This is a genomic window from Prodigiosinella confusarubida (assembly GCF_002847015.1).
Taxonomy (GTDB): Bacteria; Pseudomonadota; Gammaproteobacteria; order Enterobacterales; family Enterobacteriaceae; genus Prodigiosinella; species Prodigiosinella aquatilis.
The window spans coordinates 3498072-3515002 of sequence record NZ_CP025085.1; the positions used below are offsets into that span (position 1 = coordinate 3498072).

General features: G+C 48.2%; 15 protein-coding genes. 7 read left to right on the forward strand and 8 right to left on the reverse strand.

All coding sequences use genetic code 11. The annotated features are described in order from the left end of the window. Positions 1–12: 12 nt before the first annotated feature. From potG to nfsA, 5 genes are all read right to left on the reverse strand, one after another. Positions 13–1146, reverse strand: a complete 1134-nt coding sequence (gene potG / locus CWC46_RS15960; protein ID WP_021015555.1) for a putrescine ABC transporter ATP-binding subunit PotG — start codon at positions 1144–1146, stop codon at positions 13–15. A gap of 116 nt (positions 1147–1262) precedes the next feature. Continuing rightward, the gene (potF, locus tag CWC46_RS15965) at positions 1263–2372 is read right to left on the reverse strand and encodes a spermidine/putrescine ABC transporter substrate-binding protein PotF (protein ID WP_021015554.1); all 1110 of its coding nucleotides are present in this window, start codon (positions 2370–2372) and stop codon (positions 1263–1265) included. A gap of 390 nt (positions 2373–2762) precedes the next feature. Next, positions 2763–3242, reverse strand: coding sequence for a YbjN domain-containing protein (locus CWC46_RS15970; protein ID WP_021015553.1), 480 nt, complete (start codon positions 3240–3242; stop codon positions 2763–2765). Between the two features lie 114 nt (positions 3243–3356). Beyond that, a complete protein-coding gene (gene rimK, locus CWC46_RS15975; protein ID WP_021015552.1) occupies positions 3357–4286 on the reverse strand; it encodes a 30S ribosomal protein S6--L-glutamate ligase in 930 nt (309 codons plus the stop codon). Between the two features lie 12 nt (positions 4287–4298). Continuing rightward, positions 4299–5018: an oxygen-insensitive NADPH nitroreductase gene (gene nfsA, locus CWC46_RS15980; RefSeq protein WP_021015551.1), complete on the reverse strand. Its 720-nt coding sequence runs from the start codon at positions 5016–5018 to the stop codon at positions 4299–4301. Positions 5019–5361: 343 nt separating this feature from the next. Between nfsA and CWC46_RS15985 the strand changes: the two genes are divergently transcribed. Continuing rightward, positions 5362–5625, forward strand: coding sequence for a GrxA family glutaredoxin (locus CWC46_RS15985; RefSeq protein ID WP_021015550.1), 264 nt, complete (start codon positions 5362–5364; stop codon positions 5623–5625). 134 nt (positions 5626–5759) lie between these two features. Here CWC46_RS15985 and ybjM read toward each other — a convergent pair whose 3' ends face one another. Then, on the reverse strand, positions 5760–6128 hold the full coding sequence (gene ybjM, locus CWC46_RS15990) for an inner membrane protein YbjM (RefSeq protein ID WP_021015549.1): 369 nt from the start codon (positions 6126–6128) through the stop codon (positions 5760–5762). A 314-nt stretch (positions 6129–6442) separates the two neighbouring features. Here ybjM and CWC46_RS15995 point away from each other — a divergent pair, with 314 nt between their 5' ends. Both CWC46_RS15995 and deoR read left to right on the forward strand, forming a co-directional pair. Further along, the gene (locus CWC46_RS15995; RefSeq protein WP_037380855.1) at positions 6443–8137 is read left to right on the forward strand and encodes an aspartate:alanine antiporter; all 1695 of its coding nucleotides are present in this window, start codon (positions 6443–6445) and stop codon (positions 8135–8137) included. Between the two features lie 328 nt (positions 8138–8465). Then, the gene (gene deoR, locus CWC46_RS16000) at positions 8466–9236 is read left to right on the forward strand and encodes a DNA-binding transcriptional repressor DeoR (protein ID WP_021015547.1); all 771 of its coding nucleotides are present in this window, start codon (positions 8466–8468) and stop codon (positions 9234–9236) included. Here deoR and CWC46_RS16005 read toward each other — a convergent pair. Further along, a complete protein-coding gene (locus tag CWC46_RS16005; protein WP_021015546.1) occupies positions 9233–10447 on the reverse strand; it encodes a serine hydrolase in 1215 nt (404 codons plus the stop codon). The two genes, deoR and CWC46_RS16005, sit on opposite strands and share 4 nt — an antisense overlap. Positions 10448–11005: 558 nt before the next feature. Here CWC46_RS16005 and CWC46_RS16010 point away from each other — a divergent pair. From CWC46_RS16010 to sanA, 4 genes are all read left to right on the forward strand, one after another. Beyond that, positions 11006–11824 carry an alpha/beta fold hydrolase gene (locus CWC46_RS16010; protein WP_021015545.1) on the forward strand — a complete coding sequence of 273 codons (819 nt, stop codon included), beginning with the start codon at positions 11006–11008 and terminating at the stop codon, positions 11822–11824. A gap of 714 nt (positions 11825–12538) precedes the next feature. Further along, positions 12539–13156 carry a glutathione S-transferase family protein gene (locus tag CWC46_RS16025; protein WP_021015544.1) on the forward strand — a complete coding sequence of 206 codons (618 nt, stop codon included), beginning with the start codon at positions 12539–12541 and terminating at the stop codon, positions 13154–13156. A gap of 177 nt (positions 13157–13333) precedes the next feature. Continuing rightward, positions 13334–14737: a 30S ribosomal protein S12 methylthiotransferase RimO gene (gene rimO / locus CWC46_RS16030; RefSeq protein ID WP_021015543.1), complete on the forward strand. Its 1404-nt coding sequence runs from the start codon at positions 13334–13336 to the stop codon at positions 14735–14737. A 197-nt stretch (positions 14738–14934) separates the two neighbouring features. Then, positions 14935–15699, forward strand: a complete 765-nt coding sequence (gene sanA, locus CWC46_RS16035; protein WP_021015542.1) for an outer membrane permeability protein SanA — start codon at positions 14935–14937, stop codon at positions 15697–15699. Here sanA and yeiB read toward each other — a convergent pair. After that, positions 15696–16874, reverse strand: coding sequence for a DUF418 domain-containing protein YeiB (yeiB, locus tag CWC46_RS16040; RefSeq protein WP_021015541.1), 1179 nt, complete (start codon positions 16872–16874; stop codon positions 15696–15698). The two genes, sanA and yeiB, sit on opposite strands and share 4 nt — an antisense overlap. Between the last annotated feature and the right edge of the window lie 57 nt (positions 16875–16931).

Here is a 16931-nt window from a genome sequence, read left to right on the forward strand (position 1 = left end):
CTACTCCTCCCACTATACCGTCAGCACCACACAACTATCCGCATCCCAACAGAGATGCACTTCATCTCCCCAGGTTGGCGCACCTTTGCGATAACGATAAGTATTTTGCAGTTGAGCACTGATAATCTGGCCACTACTGAGCCGGACGTGATAAATGGAAAGATCACCCAAATAGGCAATGTGTACTACCTCACCCACCGCGAAATTACAGCCGTCGGCCGGAGCGTCGTCACACAGCATGATTTTTTCCGGGCGCAAGGCAATAAAAACCGGCACACCATCCACAACGGACACATCGGAATCAACCTTGAGGGGATGAATCAATCCGGGGCTTTGGACGATCAGTGCATCATCCCGGCGTTCTTGCAACAACCCTTCAAACATGTTCACCGAACCGATAAATTCCGCGCTGAAACAGGTATTCGGGTGCTCGTATATCTCTTCCGGCTCACCGATCTGCACAAACTTGCCGCGATTCATGATGGCAATTCGGCCCGCCATGGTCATCGCCTCTTCCTGGTCATGTGTCACCATGACACAGGTCACGCCCACCCGCTCCAGAATATCCACCACTTCCAGTTGCATACGATCACGGAGTTTTTTATCTAACGCGCCCATCGGTTCATCCAGCAACAGCAGTTTTGGCCGTTTCGCCAGACTGCGTGCCAACGCCACGCGCTGACGCTGACCACCGGAAAGCTGATGCGGTTTACGCCCGGCATATTCCTGCATATGCACCAGCGTCAGCATCTCTTCCACGCGATCTTTAATCTCTGAACGCGATAACTTGTCCTGTTTCAGGCCAAAGGCGATGTTCTTTTCTACCGTCATATGTGGAAACAGAGCGTAGGACTGAAACATCATATTGATAGGCCGCTGATATGGCGGCACCAGAGAAAGATCCTGTCCATCCAGAACGATTTTCCCTTGGGTTGGATGTTCAAAACCAGCCAGCATACGCAGCAGTGTAGATTTACCACATCCTGACGCGCCTAATAGTGCAAAAATTTCCCCCTTGTAAATCGTCAGACTGACATCATCAACTGCCGCCTGACCGTCATAGAACTTGGTTAGATTGCGAACTTCCAGCAACGGTATTGCCGCTTTCTGGAGTTTAGGCTGAGGGCGGGGAATTACATCGTTCACTTAATATTGCTCTCCGGTAAAAGCAGAACAACGTCACAGCCACAATGCTGCGACGCAAATAGCACAAACAGGCGGGTCTTGGCCGCCTGTTGAGTCATGACAATCACAATAAAAAATCACATACCGCTTTTTACTTTAGTCCAGGCACGGGTTCGTACTCGATCGATTTTCGGTGACTGAACTTTCAGCGTAAACAGTTTGGCACGTACATCAGCCGGTGGATAAATACCCGGGTTATTACGCACCGCATCGTTTACAAACGGAAGCGATTCCTTGTTCACATTGGCATAGAACACGTGATTACTGATATTGGCAATCACCTTGGGTTCCAGCAGATAGTTGAGGAACTTATAGGCTGAATCCACATTTTTGGCATCAGCTGGCATAGCAAAAACATCGAAAAACGCCAACGCCCCTTCTTTCGGGATGCTGTAACCGATATTGACGCCGTTTTTGGCTTCTTTTGCCCGGTTGGCTGCTTGCATCACATCACCGGCCCAACCGATGGCCACACAGATATCCCCGTTCGCCAGGTCATTAATATACTGGGAAGAGTGGAAATAACGGATGCTGGGACGCAGTTTTAACAGTAAATCAGTGGCGGATTGCGTGTAGTCGCTGGCGATCGTGCTGTTAGGATCTTTGCCCTGATAATTCAACACCGTAGCAAAAATTTCTTCGGGGGCATCCAGGAAAGAAACGCCACAGCTTTTCAGTTTTGCCAGATTTTCCGGCTTGAGGACCAGATCCCAGCTGTTAACCGGGGCATCTTTGCCCAATACGGCTTTCACTTTATCGATGTTATAGCCGATACCGGTCGTTGCCCACAGATACGGCACCGCATATTTGTGACCAGGATCATGCGGTTCTATCAGTTTCATCAACTCCGGATCGAGATTTTTGTAGTTCGGCAGCTTGCTCTTATCCAGTGGCTGAAAGACGCCGGCACTGAGCTGACGCTCCATGAAACTGGCTGATGGCACAACCAGGTCAAATCCCGTGCTCCCCGCCATCAATTTGCCTTCCAACACTTCGTTGGAGTCAAACACGTCATAGACGACTTTTATGCCGGTCTCTTTCTGAAAATTCTCCAACGTGTCTGGCGCAATATAATCAGACCAATTGTAGACATGTAGCGTTTTCTCTTCCGCAGACGCAGCGACGGACGCGGCCATCAGCACACTGACAACAACACCCGATAACCATTTTTTACGTTGGGTGAACATCCGTTCCTTCCTCCATAGCAGGGAGTGAATCAAGGGATTGATTTGTATCACCTGGATACAATAATACATACATACGCTGCCTAAATGAGCAGCATAACAGCGATGACCGATGAATGGTTATGCACTGACATCCATCCTGCCAAGTATAGGCGTGGACACGATGCGGTTACATTCCCATACAAAAATAAGCATAACTGTAGTAATACAGCCATACCATAGCTGAATGAAAAAAATGGGTTTTAGCGATTATTTATGCAGGTTCTGCCTATGAGCTACGTCTGTAACGCTTAAATGCCAATGAATATCTGGCAATTAAACGTTATCAGCGAAATAAAATAGGGTCTGATAAAAATAAGAAAAAGTGATTACAGTCATTGATAGATAACGGAATCAATGCAGATTTGTGGTATTTATCTGGACAGTAGGGGTATCTTCATCATCACTCAAAAACAGCAGATTATTAGCACCGGCTTCCAGGATAACCATTGAGGTCTGCTGTTCCGCCTGCTGCATAAAGTGGCGGAACTGCTCCAGCGTGATACCTGCTCCGGCGCTGAACGTCTGGCAGACAATCAGTCTGGGCATGTTGTCGTCCTGAATATCAAGGAATACTTTGGCAGTCAATGAACTGGCGTTAATCTGACTGAGCTCCCCGACCAGCGGAATCAGTGCCGTCGGTTTCACTTCTGCCAGCGCAGAAAACAGGATGACACTGTCGGCGATATCAACTTTCGCGTCAAAGATACCATCAAAATTCTGCATATGAGGCAGATGCAACGCCTGGCAGGAATCACATTCAAAATAGATAATACCCAGTTGATCCAGCCACCGTCGCAGCAAATTCAAATCAGGGACGATGACCGAATCCATATTAACCTGCCTCATACACTAACCAATCGATGAAAAACAAAAAAGTGCGCCTAGCTTACGGAATATCACGTCTCGATGCCATGTCAACAGACGGAAACATCGAAAAGCACCGCGCTAATACGGTTTTGGGCTATTATTGACCACACGATTACCGGCTGAACGGGACACTGCATGGCGATGTTGCTCAATGAATTCAATCATCATTCCAGCGATATCCAGCCCGGTGGTGGTTTCTATTCCTTCCAGCCCTGGTGACGCGTTCACTTCCATGACCAATGGCCCGCGCTTGGCCCTTAGTATATCAACACCAGCGACATTCAGTCCCAATGTTTTTGCAGCCTTCACCGCAATTGCCCGCTCCTGTGAACTAATTTGAACCCGATTGGCTGACCCGCCACGGTGCAAATTGGACCGAAAATCACCCGGTTTGGCCTGCCGTTCAATGGCGGCCACCACGCGATCACCGATCACCAGACAACGGATATCCTTACCTTCCGCCTCGCGGATATATTCCTGCACCAGGATATGGGCATTCAATCCGCGAAAAGCATCAATCACACTCTCCGCCGCTTGTTGCGTCTCCGCCAACACCACGCCAATACCCTGAGTGCCTTCCACCAACTTGACCACCAGCGGCGCGCCGCCGACCATTTTAATCAAATCGCCAGTATCATCCGGCGAATGCGCAAATCCGGTGATCGGTAAATCAATGCCCTGACGCGCCAGCAATTGCAGAGAATGTAATTTATCCCGGGCACGGATCACCGCAACCGCGTTATTCAGCACAAAACTGCCCAGCATTTCAAATTGCCGCAACACGGCCGTGCCGTAAAACGTAATAGCCGTTCCGATGCGCGGAATAACGGCATCATATCTGTCGAGCTGTCGTCCGCGATAATGCACCGAAGGTGCCGCCGAATTGATATTCATATAGCAGGATAGTGGATCGATAATTTCAATACTGTGCCTGCGTTCTGTTGCTGCCTCACGTAGTCGTTCGCAAGAATAAAGGGAACCGTCCCGTGACAGAATGGCAATCTTCATAAGACTCCTGTGCTACCGGGTAGCCCATCCTTGTTGGTGTAAGTAGTCCAGCATAAACAGACGACGTTCTTTGCTCAGTGTCTGCCGAATCTGGTCACTCCAACTTTCATTGCGCGAGTGGTCACGGTGCAGATAGTAGTCGACAATATGTTGATCATATTGTGCCAGCAAGGTGCTATCAATTGGCTGATAGGTGTTTTCATGTACCACCAGTGCAGCGGGCAACCGTGGCTTAAGCGCCGGTTGCGCATTCGGATATCCCAGACACAGACCAAACAACGGCAATACCTGTTTGGGCAGTGCCAGCAACTGGGTAACATCGGCGATATTGTTACGGATTCCACCGATGAACACACCACCCAATCCCAACGATTCCGCCGCGATCAGTGCGTTTTGCCCCATTAACGCCGTATCCACACACCCCAATAGCAATTGCTCCGCCAGCCCGACTTCTGCCTGCGGAAAGATTTGCAGATGACGATTGAAATCTGCGCAGAACACCCAAAATTCAGCGGCCTGTCCTACATAAGCTTGTTCACCAGTCAGATGCACCAACGTTTGACGCACAGAATGATCGGTAATACGAATGATGGAAGTGCATTGCAGAAAGCTGGAACTGGAAGCACTTTGCGCAGCAGCAATGATGGCATCCCGCTGCTCATCCGTCAGTGGCTGTGCAGTAAACGCCCGGATGGAACGATGTTGCCGTAATAAATCGATAGTTGGCGTCACAATAGATATCCTTCGAAACAAGATTTTTATTTCCCGCAGCACTCACCACGTGTGCTATTCCGTCTGATCCGACTCCGCGATAGATGAGATGGAAAAGACACACGCCGCTATTTTGTCATATTATGACGGCGACAATAGTATTGTTGGTCAATCCAAAACACCAACAACTTGTAACCGGTATTCACTGTGTATCTGATAGATAACGCAAATCAGTACAACAGGCAGTGACTGCTTTTTTTCGTTGCCTGTTGCGAGCATAGTGCGTGCGGTTAGCGTTGCTTTGAGCATTATATTCAACGTTTCCGCTGGAAACTGCGACTGATTAATTAAGTAAGGAGTTTACATGTTTGCTGTTATTTTCGGACGCCCTGGTTGTCCTTATTGTGTTCGTGCCAAGGAGCTGGCTGAAAAACTCTCAACTGAGCGTGATGATTTCCGTTTCCGCTACGTTGATATTCGTGAAGAAGGCATTTCAAAAGAAGATTTATCCAAAACTGTGGGCAAACCGGTCGAAACCGTGCCGCAGATTTTTCTGGACGAAAAACATATTGGTGGTTGCACTGAGTTTGAAGCTTACGCTAAAGAACATTTGAACCTGTTCAGGTAAACCATAAGTCGATCAATCCCCACGGCAACAAAATTCATTAATAATAAAAAACGCCCTGAGACGTTGAACCGCCTTGGGGTAATCATTCTCTCTCCCGACAGTGTTGCATCACTCCCGTTTTACACCGACACACATTAACGAAAATAACGCCGACTCGCTGCGTGCAAAAACAGCAGCATTAATCCCCCCATGAGGCTCCAGAACAAAGCACCGGCAACATAGGCCAGTTCTTGCCAGAATGAAATCACCGAGCCAATCCATAAATGCAGGATAAGCAGACATATCAGCGAGGCAATCAGTGAGCCGATGAAGGTATAGCGTAACCGTCTACCTCCAGCAAGACAGCTGGATACTACCCCCGGCAACAGAAATAACAGCATTCCGGGATCACCATGTAATGCTTCTCCCGCGACGCTGGAGACGACCATTTTCTGACTCAGGAAAATAAGGGTAAACAATATGAAACAGCTGACGACGCCCACCCAACCTCTATTGCCTGCCATACTTCGCCTCCCGACATGTACATACGTCATATCAACCTGACGGTAAATAGTTCTCCGACATTCAACACCGGCATAGATGTATATCCCTGATATGGTACGAAGCGAGGCTTATTACTATTTATCTGCACCGGCGACTGGTTGTCAGACTAATAAACCTCTAAAATGGCGACCGCCCCAACAATTGCTCTGAATAAGATCGGTTTTTGCGTTTTATAATGTGTTACCGGCATAGCCAACATCATGTGATTAGGGAAAATTTAGCCCTAATCACTTTTTATATCAAGAACTTACTAGTAAACAACAAGTTACATCCAATGAATATAAACGTCGCTGATTTGTTAAACGGGAATTACATTCTGCTCTTATTTGTGGTTCTGTCATTAGGACTTTGTCTGGGGAAATTAAGGCTGGGTTCTGTACAACTCGGTAATTCTATTGGGGTTTTAGTTGTATCGTTATTACTGGGACAGCAACATTTCACCATTAATACCGAGGCGCTTAATCTAGGTTTTATGTTATTTATTTTTTGTGTCGGTGTTGAAGCTGGCCCTAACTTTTTTTCCATATTCTTCCGCGACGGAAAAAATTATCTCATTCTGGCGCTGGTGATGGTCGTCAGCGCATTAATCATCGCGCTGCTGCTGGGTAAGGTTTTCGGCTGGGGTATCGGGTTAACCGCCGGGATGCTGGCGGGCTCGATGACATCCACACCAGTACTGGTCGGTGCGGGAGACACGTTACGCAACTCCACTAGTCTTGGTCAACAACTGGGTATCGAACAGGAACACCTGAGTCTCGGTTATGCGCTTACCTACTTAATCGGTTTGGTCAGTTTGATTTTTGGTGCCCGTTACCTACCAAAACTACAGCATCAAGACCTGCCCACCAGCGCCCAGCAAATCGCTCGGGAGCGAGGCCTGGATCCAGATAGTCAACGTAAGATTTATCTGCCAATTATCCGTGCTTATCGTGTTGGTCCGGAACTGGTCGCCTGGGCTGATGGCAAAAATCTGCGGGAGCTGGGCATCTACCGCCAGACAGGGTGCTATATTGAGCGGATTCGTCGCAATGGGATTCTGGCCAGCCCGGATGGTGATGCCGTATTACAACTGGGTGATGAAATTGCCCTGGTGGGCTACCCGGATTCTCATGCCCGACTCAACTCCAACTTCCGCGATGGCAAAGAAGTTTTTGACCGCGATTTGCTGGATATGCGCATCGTTACTGAAGAAATTGTGGTGAAAAACCACAATGCCGTAGGTAAACGACTCAGCCAGCTTAAACTGACCGATCACGGCTGTTTTCTTAACCGCATCGTGCGCAGCCAGATTGAGATGCCGATTGATGATGGCGTCGTGCTAAATAAAGGTGATGTTTTGCAAGTCAGCGGCGATACCCGTCGCGTAAAAAGCATCGCTGACCGTATCGGTTTTATTTCTATCCACAGCCAGGTCACGGATCTACTGGCATTCTGCGCCTTTTTCATCATCGGTATCATGATAGGGCTGGTCACATTCAAGTTCAGCAACTTCTCATTCGGTATTGGAAACGCCGCCGGTCTGCTGTTCGCCGGTATTTTGCTGGGCTTTCTGCGGGCTAACCACCCCACATTCGGTTATATCCCACAAGGGGCGCTGAATATGGTGAAAGAGTTCGGACTGATGGTATTTATGGCCGGCGTCGGCCTGAGCGCCGGCGGCACCATTAACACCAGTTTTGGCGAAGTAGGTGTACAAATGCTGTTTTCAGGATTGATGGTCAGCTTGCTGCCGGTAGTGATTTGTTTCCTGTTTGGTGCCTATGTTCTGCGGATGAACCGTGCGTTGCTGTTTGGTGCCATCATGGGTGCCCGTACCTGTGCCCCGGCGATGGAGATTATCAGCGATGCAGCTCGCAGCAATATTCCGGCGCTGGGATATGCTGGCACCTATGCGATTGCCAACGTACTACTGACATTGGCGGGTTCATTGATTGTGATTATCTGGCCGGAATTGCCTGGCTGGGGTTAAATGTAAAAATATGTCAATTTTTTTCAGTTTTATCTGAACTTTTCCAGATAGCTGGCGTCTGATTAAGTGCCACTGCTTTTCTTTGAAATCTCAATATTGAGGAGCCCATCGTTCACGCCTTTCAGGTTCAAGAACGATGGGCCTTTTCTTTTTCTGCTCAATTAGAATCCCTTATTAACTTCAACGTGTTATAACTTTTTCACTCCCCGTTTGCGCCAACCCGTCCCGAGAGGTTATAAAAGAAATATTGTGAAACTTCCGGGTAAAACAAGGAGAATACTTATCCTGCGTTTAACAACACATGGCTTATTTTTTATCGGGGAAAGAAATGGAAACGCGGCGTGAAAAACGAATCAATAAACTGGCCCAGGCTCTGAAAAAAGCAGACAAATTACATCTTAAAGATGCGGCCCAGTTACTCGGCGTTTCTGAAATGACGGTGCGTCGCGACCTTAATACCCGACCAGATTCCGTGCTACTGCTGGGCGGATATGTGGTCAATGGTCTGAAAAACAACAGTCCCTCCCGCTATTTCGTTTCTGAGCAACAGACTAAACACGCAGCAGAAAAAAGAATCGTCGGGGAAATAGCGGCGTCACTGATAGAGGCTAACGATACGGTCTTCTTCGACTGTGGCACCACTACCAGTTACATTATTGAAGCCATTCCGCATGAATTGCCCTTTACCAGTATTTGTTATTCGCTGAACACCTTTTTGGCCCTGCAAGAAAAACCCAATAACAAAGTCATCCTCTGTGGCGGTGAATTCCATCCCGATAGCGCAATCTTCACACCGCTCAGCCAATGCAACGGCATGGACCACATCTGCCCTAACAAGGCCTTTATTTCCGCGGCCGGTATTGATCTGGATGTCGGTGCAACCTGCTTTAACTTTGCTGAATTGTCGATGAAGCAACGGGCACTGGCGATGTCACAACGTGCAATCCTGGTCGTTGACAGCCGTAAGTTTGACCAGCGAAAACCCGCCCGTATCGGCCCTTTTTCGCTGTTTGATACGCTGATCACCGACCGTCAACCCACGGAGAATTACACCCATTACTGTAGCAATAATGGCATTGTGCTATTAACCCAGCATTAGCTGAACAGCTCGCCAAACCACTGCGTAAATTTCAGCACTACCTCATCCCATATCCGGCTGAGCAAGCCGGATTCCGGAATATCATCCATCACCACCAGCGGCCGTTGGGCGACAGATTTTCCGTCCAGTTGAAAATCAATACTGCCAACCACCTGGCCTTTCTTCAATGGCGCAGATAAGTAAGGTTGATTCAGCGTAAAACTGGCTTTCAAATTTTTCATCTGTCCTTTTGGAATGGTCAGTGCCGCATTCTGCGCCGTGCTTAAACGCGCGTCTTTAGTTGTGCCAAACCATACTCGTTGGGTTGTGAAAGGTGTATCGGCACGAAGAGGCGTAACGGTTTCAAAAAAATGGAATCCCCAGGTCAATAGTTCCTCACTATCCCGAAAACGAATACTGTCCGTTGGTGCTCCCAGCACCACCGAGATCAAACGCATATTCCCCTCCGTCGCCGACGCCACCAGATTGTTCCCGGCACCACTGGTGTGTCCGGTTTTCACACCATCCACATTCAGGTTGGTGCTCCATAACAGACGGTTACGATTAAACTGATGGATCTTATTAAACGTAAACGACTTCTCCTTATTCAATGCGTATTCATCCGGAACATCACGGATTAGTGCTTGACTCAACAGCGCCATGTCACGCGCAGTGCTGTACTGCCCTTCAGCATCGAGCCCATGTACGGTAAGAAAATGCGTATTGACCATACCCAGCGACTTGGCATACTGATTCATTAGGTCAACGAACGCGCTCTGGCTACCGGCCACATAATCTGCCAACGCAATACTGGCGTCATTCCCTGATTGAATCACAATCCCTTTATTCAGTTCGGATACCGGGACACGATCTCCTGGCTTGAGAAACATTAATGAAGAGCCACGCAACACTGGGTTGCCGGTTGCCCAGGCATCATTACCCACAGTAACGATATCAGTGGGATGGATCTTTCCAGCCTTTATCGCCTGTCCGATTACATAGCTGGACATGATTTTGGTCAGACTCGCTGGGTCAAGGCGGTCATCAGCATGATACTCTGCCAAAACCTTACCACTTTGATAATCCATCAAAATAAAGGCTTTGGCATCAAGTTGGGGAACCTGGGGAACCACCGGAATCGACTCGGCATGAGCCGCGGCGGGAAATATGGCAACTAGCAGTGCCCACACTGTGGCAGCAGTTACTCTGGAGAGAAAAGTCATCATCTTCATGTGTTGGCTGCTCTTATTTAAAGGTCATCAAAAACGTTATGGATCAAACTGTTTTGAATTTACTGACCATACAAAAGTAGTCGGTCATCGCCAGTAATTAAACGCCCAACACTGTAAAGATAGTAAAAGACATAAAATAGTTATAAAAATCAAAAGGAAATGTAAAGCCTATGCCATATGATAGGTGCGACATGGCCCAGCCGTCATACTCATCCCCACGACGGTCATCGTTAACACATCGTACCACTAATTTTACGCCATATAATTTCACTGCTACATTATTTATGGCGACGCTTTTTATGCTCTATTTGGCTTTGGGAAGAGAAATAATCCGAATAAATTTCGTGACGTTTATCTCACTAAAGCATTGTGATAAATTCACCGTTAAGTTAATCAAGGGCAGGGTCTTTCGTTTCGATCGGAAATTAAGATAACACATACCGATTAAATCCAGACAGAACTACGTCAAACAGCATTCAATTTCATGTAATGTACTAGATCCAACTAGCGCAAGGTCTCCTTGTGCTGCAAGGAAGATTTAAATAAAGGGAATCGATCATGGCTATAGAGAAAAGTATTGTCAATTACAAGTCCTGGAATGTATATGTTGAAAAGCACATATCCAACCCTGATAATGAAACTGTGATAATGGTTAATGGTGCATTATCAACCACTGCTGCTTTTAAAAATACCGTCAAAAACCTTTCAGGAAAATTCAACATTATTCTTTTCGATTTGCCTTTTCTTGGTGAGTCACTGGAACATAATGATTTAAGTCATGTCATTACCAAAGATGATGAAGTCAATATCCTGCTTAATTTAATCGAAGTGCTTGAACCACAGTACATTATCTCCATTTCATGGGGTGGTTTGTCGTCATTGCTGGCATTGTCAAAAAAACCAGGACAAATCAAGAAAGCAGTCATTGCCTCATTTTCGGCTAATCTCAACGACAAAATGCGCAATTATGTTGAACGAGCCAGAACATGCATTCACTCCAAGCGGTTTGAAGATGCAGCGATATTATTGAATGAGGAGGTCGGTAAATTTTTACCGCCATTATTAAAGCATATCAATCTCAAACACCTTTCTGCACTGGATGAATTTGCGTTCCAGCAAGTCAGTTTTCATATTGATCAGGTTCTTACTCTGAAAGAAGAAAATTATATTGATATCTTTAAAAATATTAACGCAGAGGTACTATTCCTCAATGGCGAAGATGATGAATACACAACAGCTGAAGATATTCAGAAAATGGGACGTTACATCGGTAATTGCCAATTCAGCACCGTACCAAATGCAGGCCACTTCCTGGATTTGGAAAATAGAAAAGCCGCAAAGAAGGTTGCACAGGCCATTATTTCATTCCTGGCTTGATGATTTTCCCCTTTAGTTATCCCTCTTCCATAGCGCTAACCACCTCTTGTTGAGGTGGTTAATTATTTTCAAATCCAAATAATTACCAGGCTAATTTTATGCACTCAATAATTCGAGTTGCAGGAGAGTCAATGCATCTGCAACATGAAGTATGGCGGTACTAAACTCAGCATTTAGCAACGTTCGCGCTTATCGGCACATTTGGCAAACCAGTCGCAAGACCAGCCACATTACAACGGGTATTGAACGAATGATATTTACCCGCACCGTACTGAACAGCGGTCTACCGTCCGCGTTCCTGCGCTTTGCCGGCGTCAGAGTGAGCCGAACATCATCACTGAATTCACGTACCACTATCTTATAGCCTTTTTCGGCAGTTCAGGCTTTACCGCCTCCTGGCACCCCCTTAAATATAATGGTATGTAAATCGTTTTGCGCCACGACGAGCGGTATACTGGGAGCTAACCGTCTACACAGTGCCGCACGGATCCGCTGGGTAAATGGCCATAAAATACTTTCCGGTCGGATAAATAACTGGCTGTCATTGTCGGGAAAGTTAACGTAATTCATAAATAGTAAAAATCTATATCATTATTTCCTATGCTCTGGGGTGTGACTACGGGACATAGCACTTTATGCCCGTAAAGATTTGACTTATCGCAACGACCTTACCGATATCAGGTTTGAGTTAATGAGAGACAAAGGAGATATTCAATGTTGAAAATATGGGGGCGTGACAACTCCACAAATGTGAAAAAAGTACGCTGGTGTGCCACTGAATTGGGACTGCCATACGAACATATTCTGGCGGGTGGTAAATTTGGCCGCAATCATGATGCAGACTTTCTGGCCATGAACCCTAATGGATTGGTTCCTTGCTTGCAGGATGACGAGTTGGTGCTATGGGAATCCAACACCATTGTGCGTTATCTGGCTGCGCAATATGGACAAGGTTCATTGTACCTTGCTGATGCCAAAGCGCGTGCCAGTGCGGAAAAATGGATGGACTGGACAATGGCCTTCAGCATACCGTTCCAAAGTGTGTTTCTGGGCATGGTACGCACCGCGCCGGAAAAACGAGATATGTCAGTCATCGAAGCAGGGATTGAACGCTGTGAAAAACTGTTTACGATCATCGATATGACGCTGGCAAAACAGCCCTGGCTTTCTGGTGAAACATTCGGTATCGGCGATATCCCATTAGGTTGTTATGCCTATGGCTGGTTTTCGATGGACATTCCGCGCCAGACGCATCCTCATCTGGAACGGTGGTACCAGCAGCTCACCCAGCGTAATGCTTTCAAACAGACAGTAATGTTACCATTGAGCTAAAAACATCACACCCATCCGTCCAAGGTGGGTGTGATTTTGAATAAACCCGAATCCCGACCGGGCTGGCTGTTTTTTGAACATACGGGACTGTTTCTTCACGCCTATTCAGGTATAATCCGCCGACTTTTCCGGCACCACTCCGGCGCCACTCCGGCACAACACGATGTATGAGATGCTATGACTGTTAACACCTTTGATCCTTCACAGACCACAACACTTGCTGCCCCCCAGAAAACACTGACGACGATGGACAAAGGCGGCAACCCCTCCCAATCCCGAAAAATCGGAGTGATCAGTCTGGGGTGTCCGAAAAATCTGGTGGATTCTGAGCGCATCCTGACCGAGTTGCGAACCGAAGGTTATCAGGTCGTGCCTAGCTATGACGACGCCGATCTGGTCATCGTCAATACTTGCGGTTTTATTGATAGTGCCGTGCAGGAATCACTGGAAGCCATTGGTGAAGCCCTCAATGAAAACGGGAAAGTGATTGTCACCGGGTGTTTGGGCGCCAAAGAAAATCGCATCCGTGAAGTTCACCCCAAAGTGCTGGAAATTACCGGGCCGCACAGCTATGAGCAAGTGCTCTCCCATGTGCATCACTATGTGCCCAAACCGGAGCACAACCCCTTTACCAGTCTGGTGCCCGCCGCCGGTGTAAAACTGACACCACGCCATTATGCCTACCTGAAAATTTCTGAAGGTTGCGACCATCGTTGCACCTTCTGCATCATCCCCTCCATGCGTGGCGATCTGGATAGTCGGGCCGTTGGCGAGGTACTGGATGAAGCAAAACGTCTGGCTGAATCCGGCGTGAAAGAACTCTTGATCATCTCGCAGGATACATCCGCCTACGGCGTCGACATCAAGCACCGCACCGGTTTCTGGAATGGACAGCCAGTAAAAACCAGCATGGTTAGCCTATGTGAACAGTTGGCAACGCTGAATATTTGGATACGCCTGCATTACGTCTATCCTTATCCACACGTTGACGAAGTCATCCCGCTGATGGCCGCCGGCAAAATCCTGCCTTATCTGGATATTCCACTTCAACACGCCAGCCCGAAAATTCTGAAGCTGATGAAACGTCCCGGCGCGGTGGAACGGACACTGGAACGCATTAAACGTTGGCGTGAAATCTGCCCGGATTTAACATTACGCTCAACCTTTATCGTCGGCTTCCCCGGTGAAACCGAAGAGGATTTTCAGATGCTGCTGGATTTTCTGCAGGAAGCACAACTGGATCGCGTGGGCTGTTTCAGATTCAGCCCGGTAGAGGGTGCCAGCGCCAACTTGCTGCCTGATCCGGTACCGGAAGACATCAAAGAAGCACGCTACCATCGATTCATGCAACTACAGCAACAGATTTCCGCCCAGCGTTTGCAGGCCAAGATTGGCCGAGAATTGCGGGTTCTGATCGATGAAGTGGATGAAGAAGGCGCGATCGGTCGCAGTATGGCGGATGCACCGGAAATCGACGGCGCGGTTTATCTGAATGGAGAAACACGCGTTAACGTCGGCGATATGGTGACAGTGAAAATCGAACACGCGGACGAGTATGATCTGTGGGGCAGTCTGATCTGAATATTGGCACGCAAACCCTGAACCGATGTCCAGGGTTTGCTTTCGGCCAGAACTGGCAATAAATTCCCCCTCACCCCCAGACACGGCTGCCGTAAAAAGCGCCAACAACCCCGTCATCCAGACGCTTCACCTTGCGTCCATCGGATAGGTAAAGTAGCCTTGCCTGATGATTGTTTGTGCGGAGTAAGGCAGAAAGCATGTGGCTACGCCTGATATACGGTTTTTTCATCAGCTTTATCGTGCTGGTGTGCGCCGCATTTCTGCTTGACCGTTGTATAAGTTGGCGCACAGCGCCTTATATTTATGATCGGTTGCAGGACTTACCATCACGCAAAGTCGGTGTAGTTCTTGGCACCGCCAAGTATTACCGTGCCGGAGTCATCAACCAGTATTACCTTTTTCGAATTCAGGGCGCGTTGAACGCTTATAACAGTGGGAAAGTCAAATACCTGCTTCTCAGTGGTGACAATGCACAGCAAAATTATAACGAACCGATGACCATGCGGCGGGATCTGATATCCGCCGGCGTCCCTCCGGCGGATATCGTGCTGGATTACGCAGGATTTCGTACCCTGGATTCCATTATCCGAACCCGCAAAGTCTTTGATACCAACGATTTCACCATCATCACCCAACGTTTCCATTGCGAGCGTGCATTATTTATTGCCCTGCATCTGGACATTCAGGCTCAGTGTTATGCGGTTCCTTCGCCGAAGGATATCTGGCTGGTACGACTCAGGGAATTCGGTGCCCGTATCGGCACGCTGTTCGACCTTTACATACTAAAACGGGAACCCCGATTTCTGGGACCGGTAATTCCTATTCCGGCAAAATACAAAATAGACACTAATGAACCGGGCTATCCAGTGGTGCTACCAGAGCAGATTGTCCCCTCGGTCACCAAAACGGAACAGCCACTTAATACCCCCGAGACAACGATTGGCGACGACCCTCGACCTTAAACCGGCTTTTCCGCCACCCATCGGGTGAGATAACGCCACATCCACTCCATCGGTCCCTGCTGGAAAAACCGTAACCAAGCGCGGGCAAACAGAAAATTGAGTAACCATACACCCGGGACCAGCGCCAGCAATTGTAAACGGTCCAACTGCATAAATAGCCCCATACGGTTGAACAGTGTCGTGCAAATCAAGGTCTGCAACAGATAACTGCTCAAGGCCATCCGTCCAATATCGGCAACCCAGTAAGTGATTCGCCAACGACTTAATATGGGCCAAAAGCCGTAGCATAACGCCAGATAGCCAATCGCCTGCAATGGCGCGCCAAGTTCGCGGGGAATTTGCAGCAACAATCCACACCAGCGATATTCCCAGTGCAACTGCCATTGCAGCGTGATCCCTACCCCATTAATCACCACTGCCGGGATGATCGACCATACTGCGACCCGCCGATAATGGTTCTGGCTGAACTGGCCTTTCAGCCAGCCACAGCGCATCAACGCCGCGCCAAGCAACATTGCTCCCATCAACAACCAGCCAGACTGTACCCCCAGAGACAGCAGACTATCGCCCAACAACGATAACCGATTGCTCCAGGCCGCCGGCCCGCCGTGTGCCTGCCAGTATGCTTCATAAGCCATGTCGGCCACGCTTGGCTGCCAGAAACGCCCGCCGTCCGTGCTGAGTATCTGACTGAGTATCGCCAGAATGCCTATGCCTGCCAGATAGATCACCACACCGCTTTTTAACAACACTTGGGTATTTTCTGCATAGCGCACCATGCCGTAACACACCAGCCCAATCAGCCCATAATCCAGCAGAATATCGCCATCCCAGAAAAACAGACTGTGGATCAGACCGATCAACATCAACCAGAATAGCCGGGCATGGATCCAGCGACGACCACGCGGCAACAGCAACTGCAATCCACCACCAAACAGTAGTGCAAACATGGTCAGGAATTTCGCCTGGGCCACACCATCCACAATGGCCCAAGTCCAGGCATCCCGTAATGGCGGTAATCCTCGATATGCAGGATTAAGGTAGGCCGCTTCAGGCAAACCAAACGCGGTGATGTTAAGTAGCAGAATACCCAGAATGGCAATCCCGCGCGCGAAATCCAGAGTAACAATTCTCGGTGGTGTCGTTGATTGTGGTGTCGTTAATTGTGGTGACATGGCCGTCGGCAAGCGATAAGTTTATCGGTGAATTGTAGTGACAGATAAGGCAAAAAC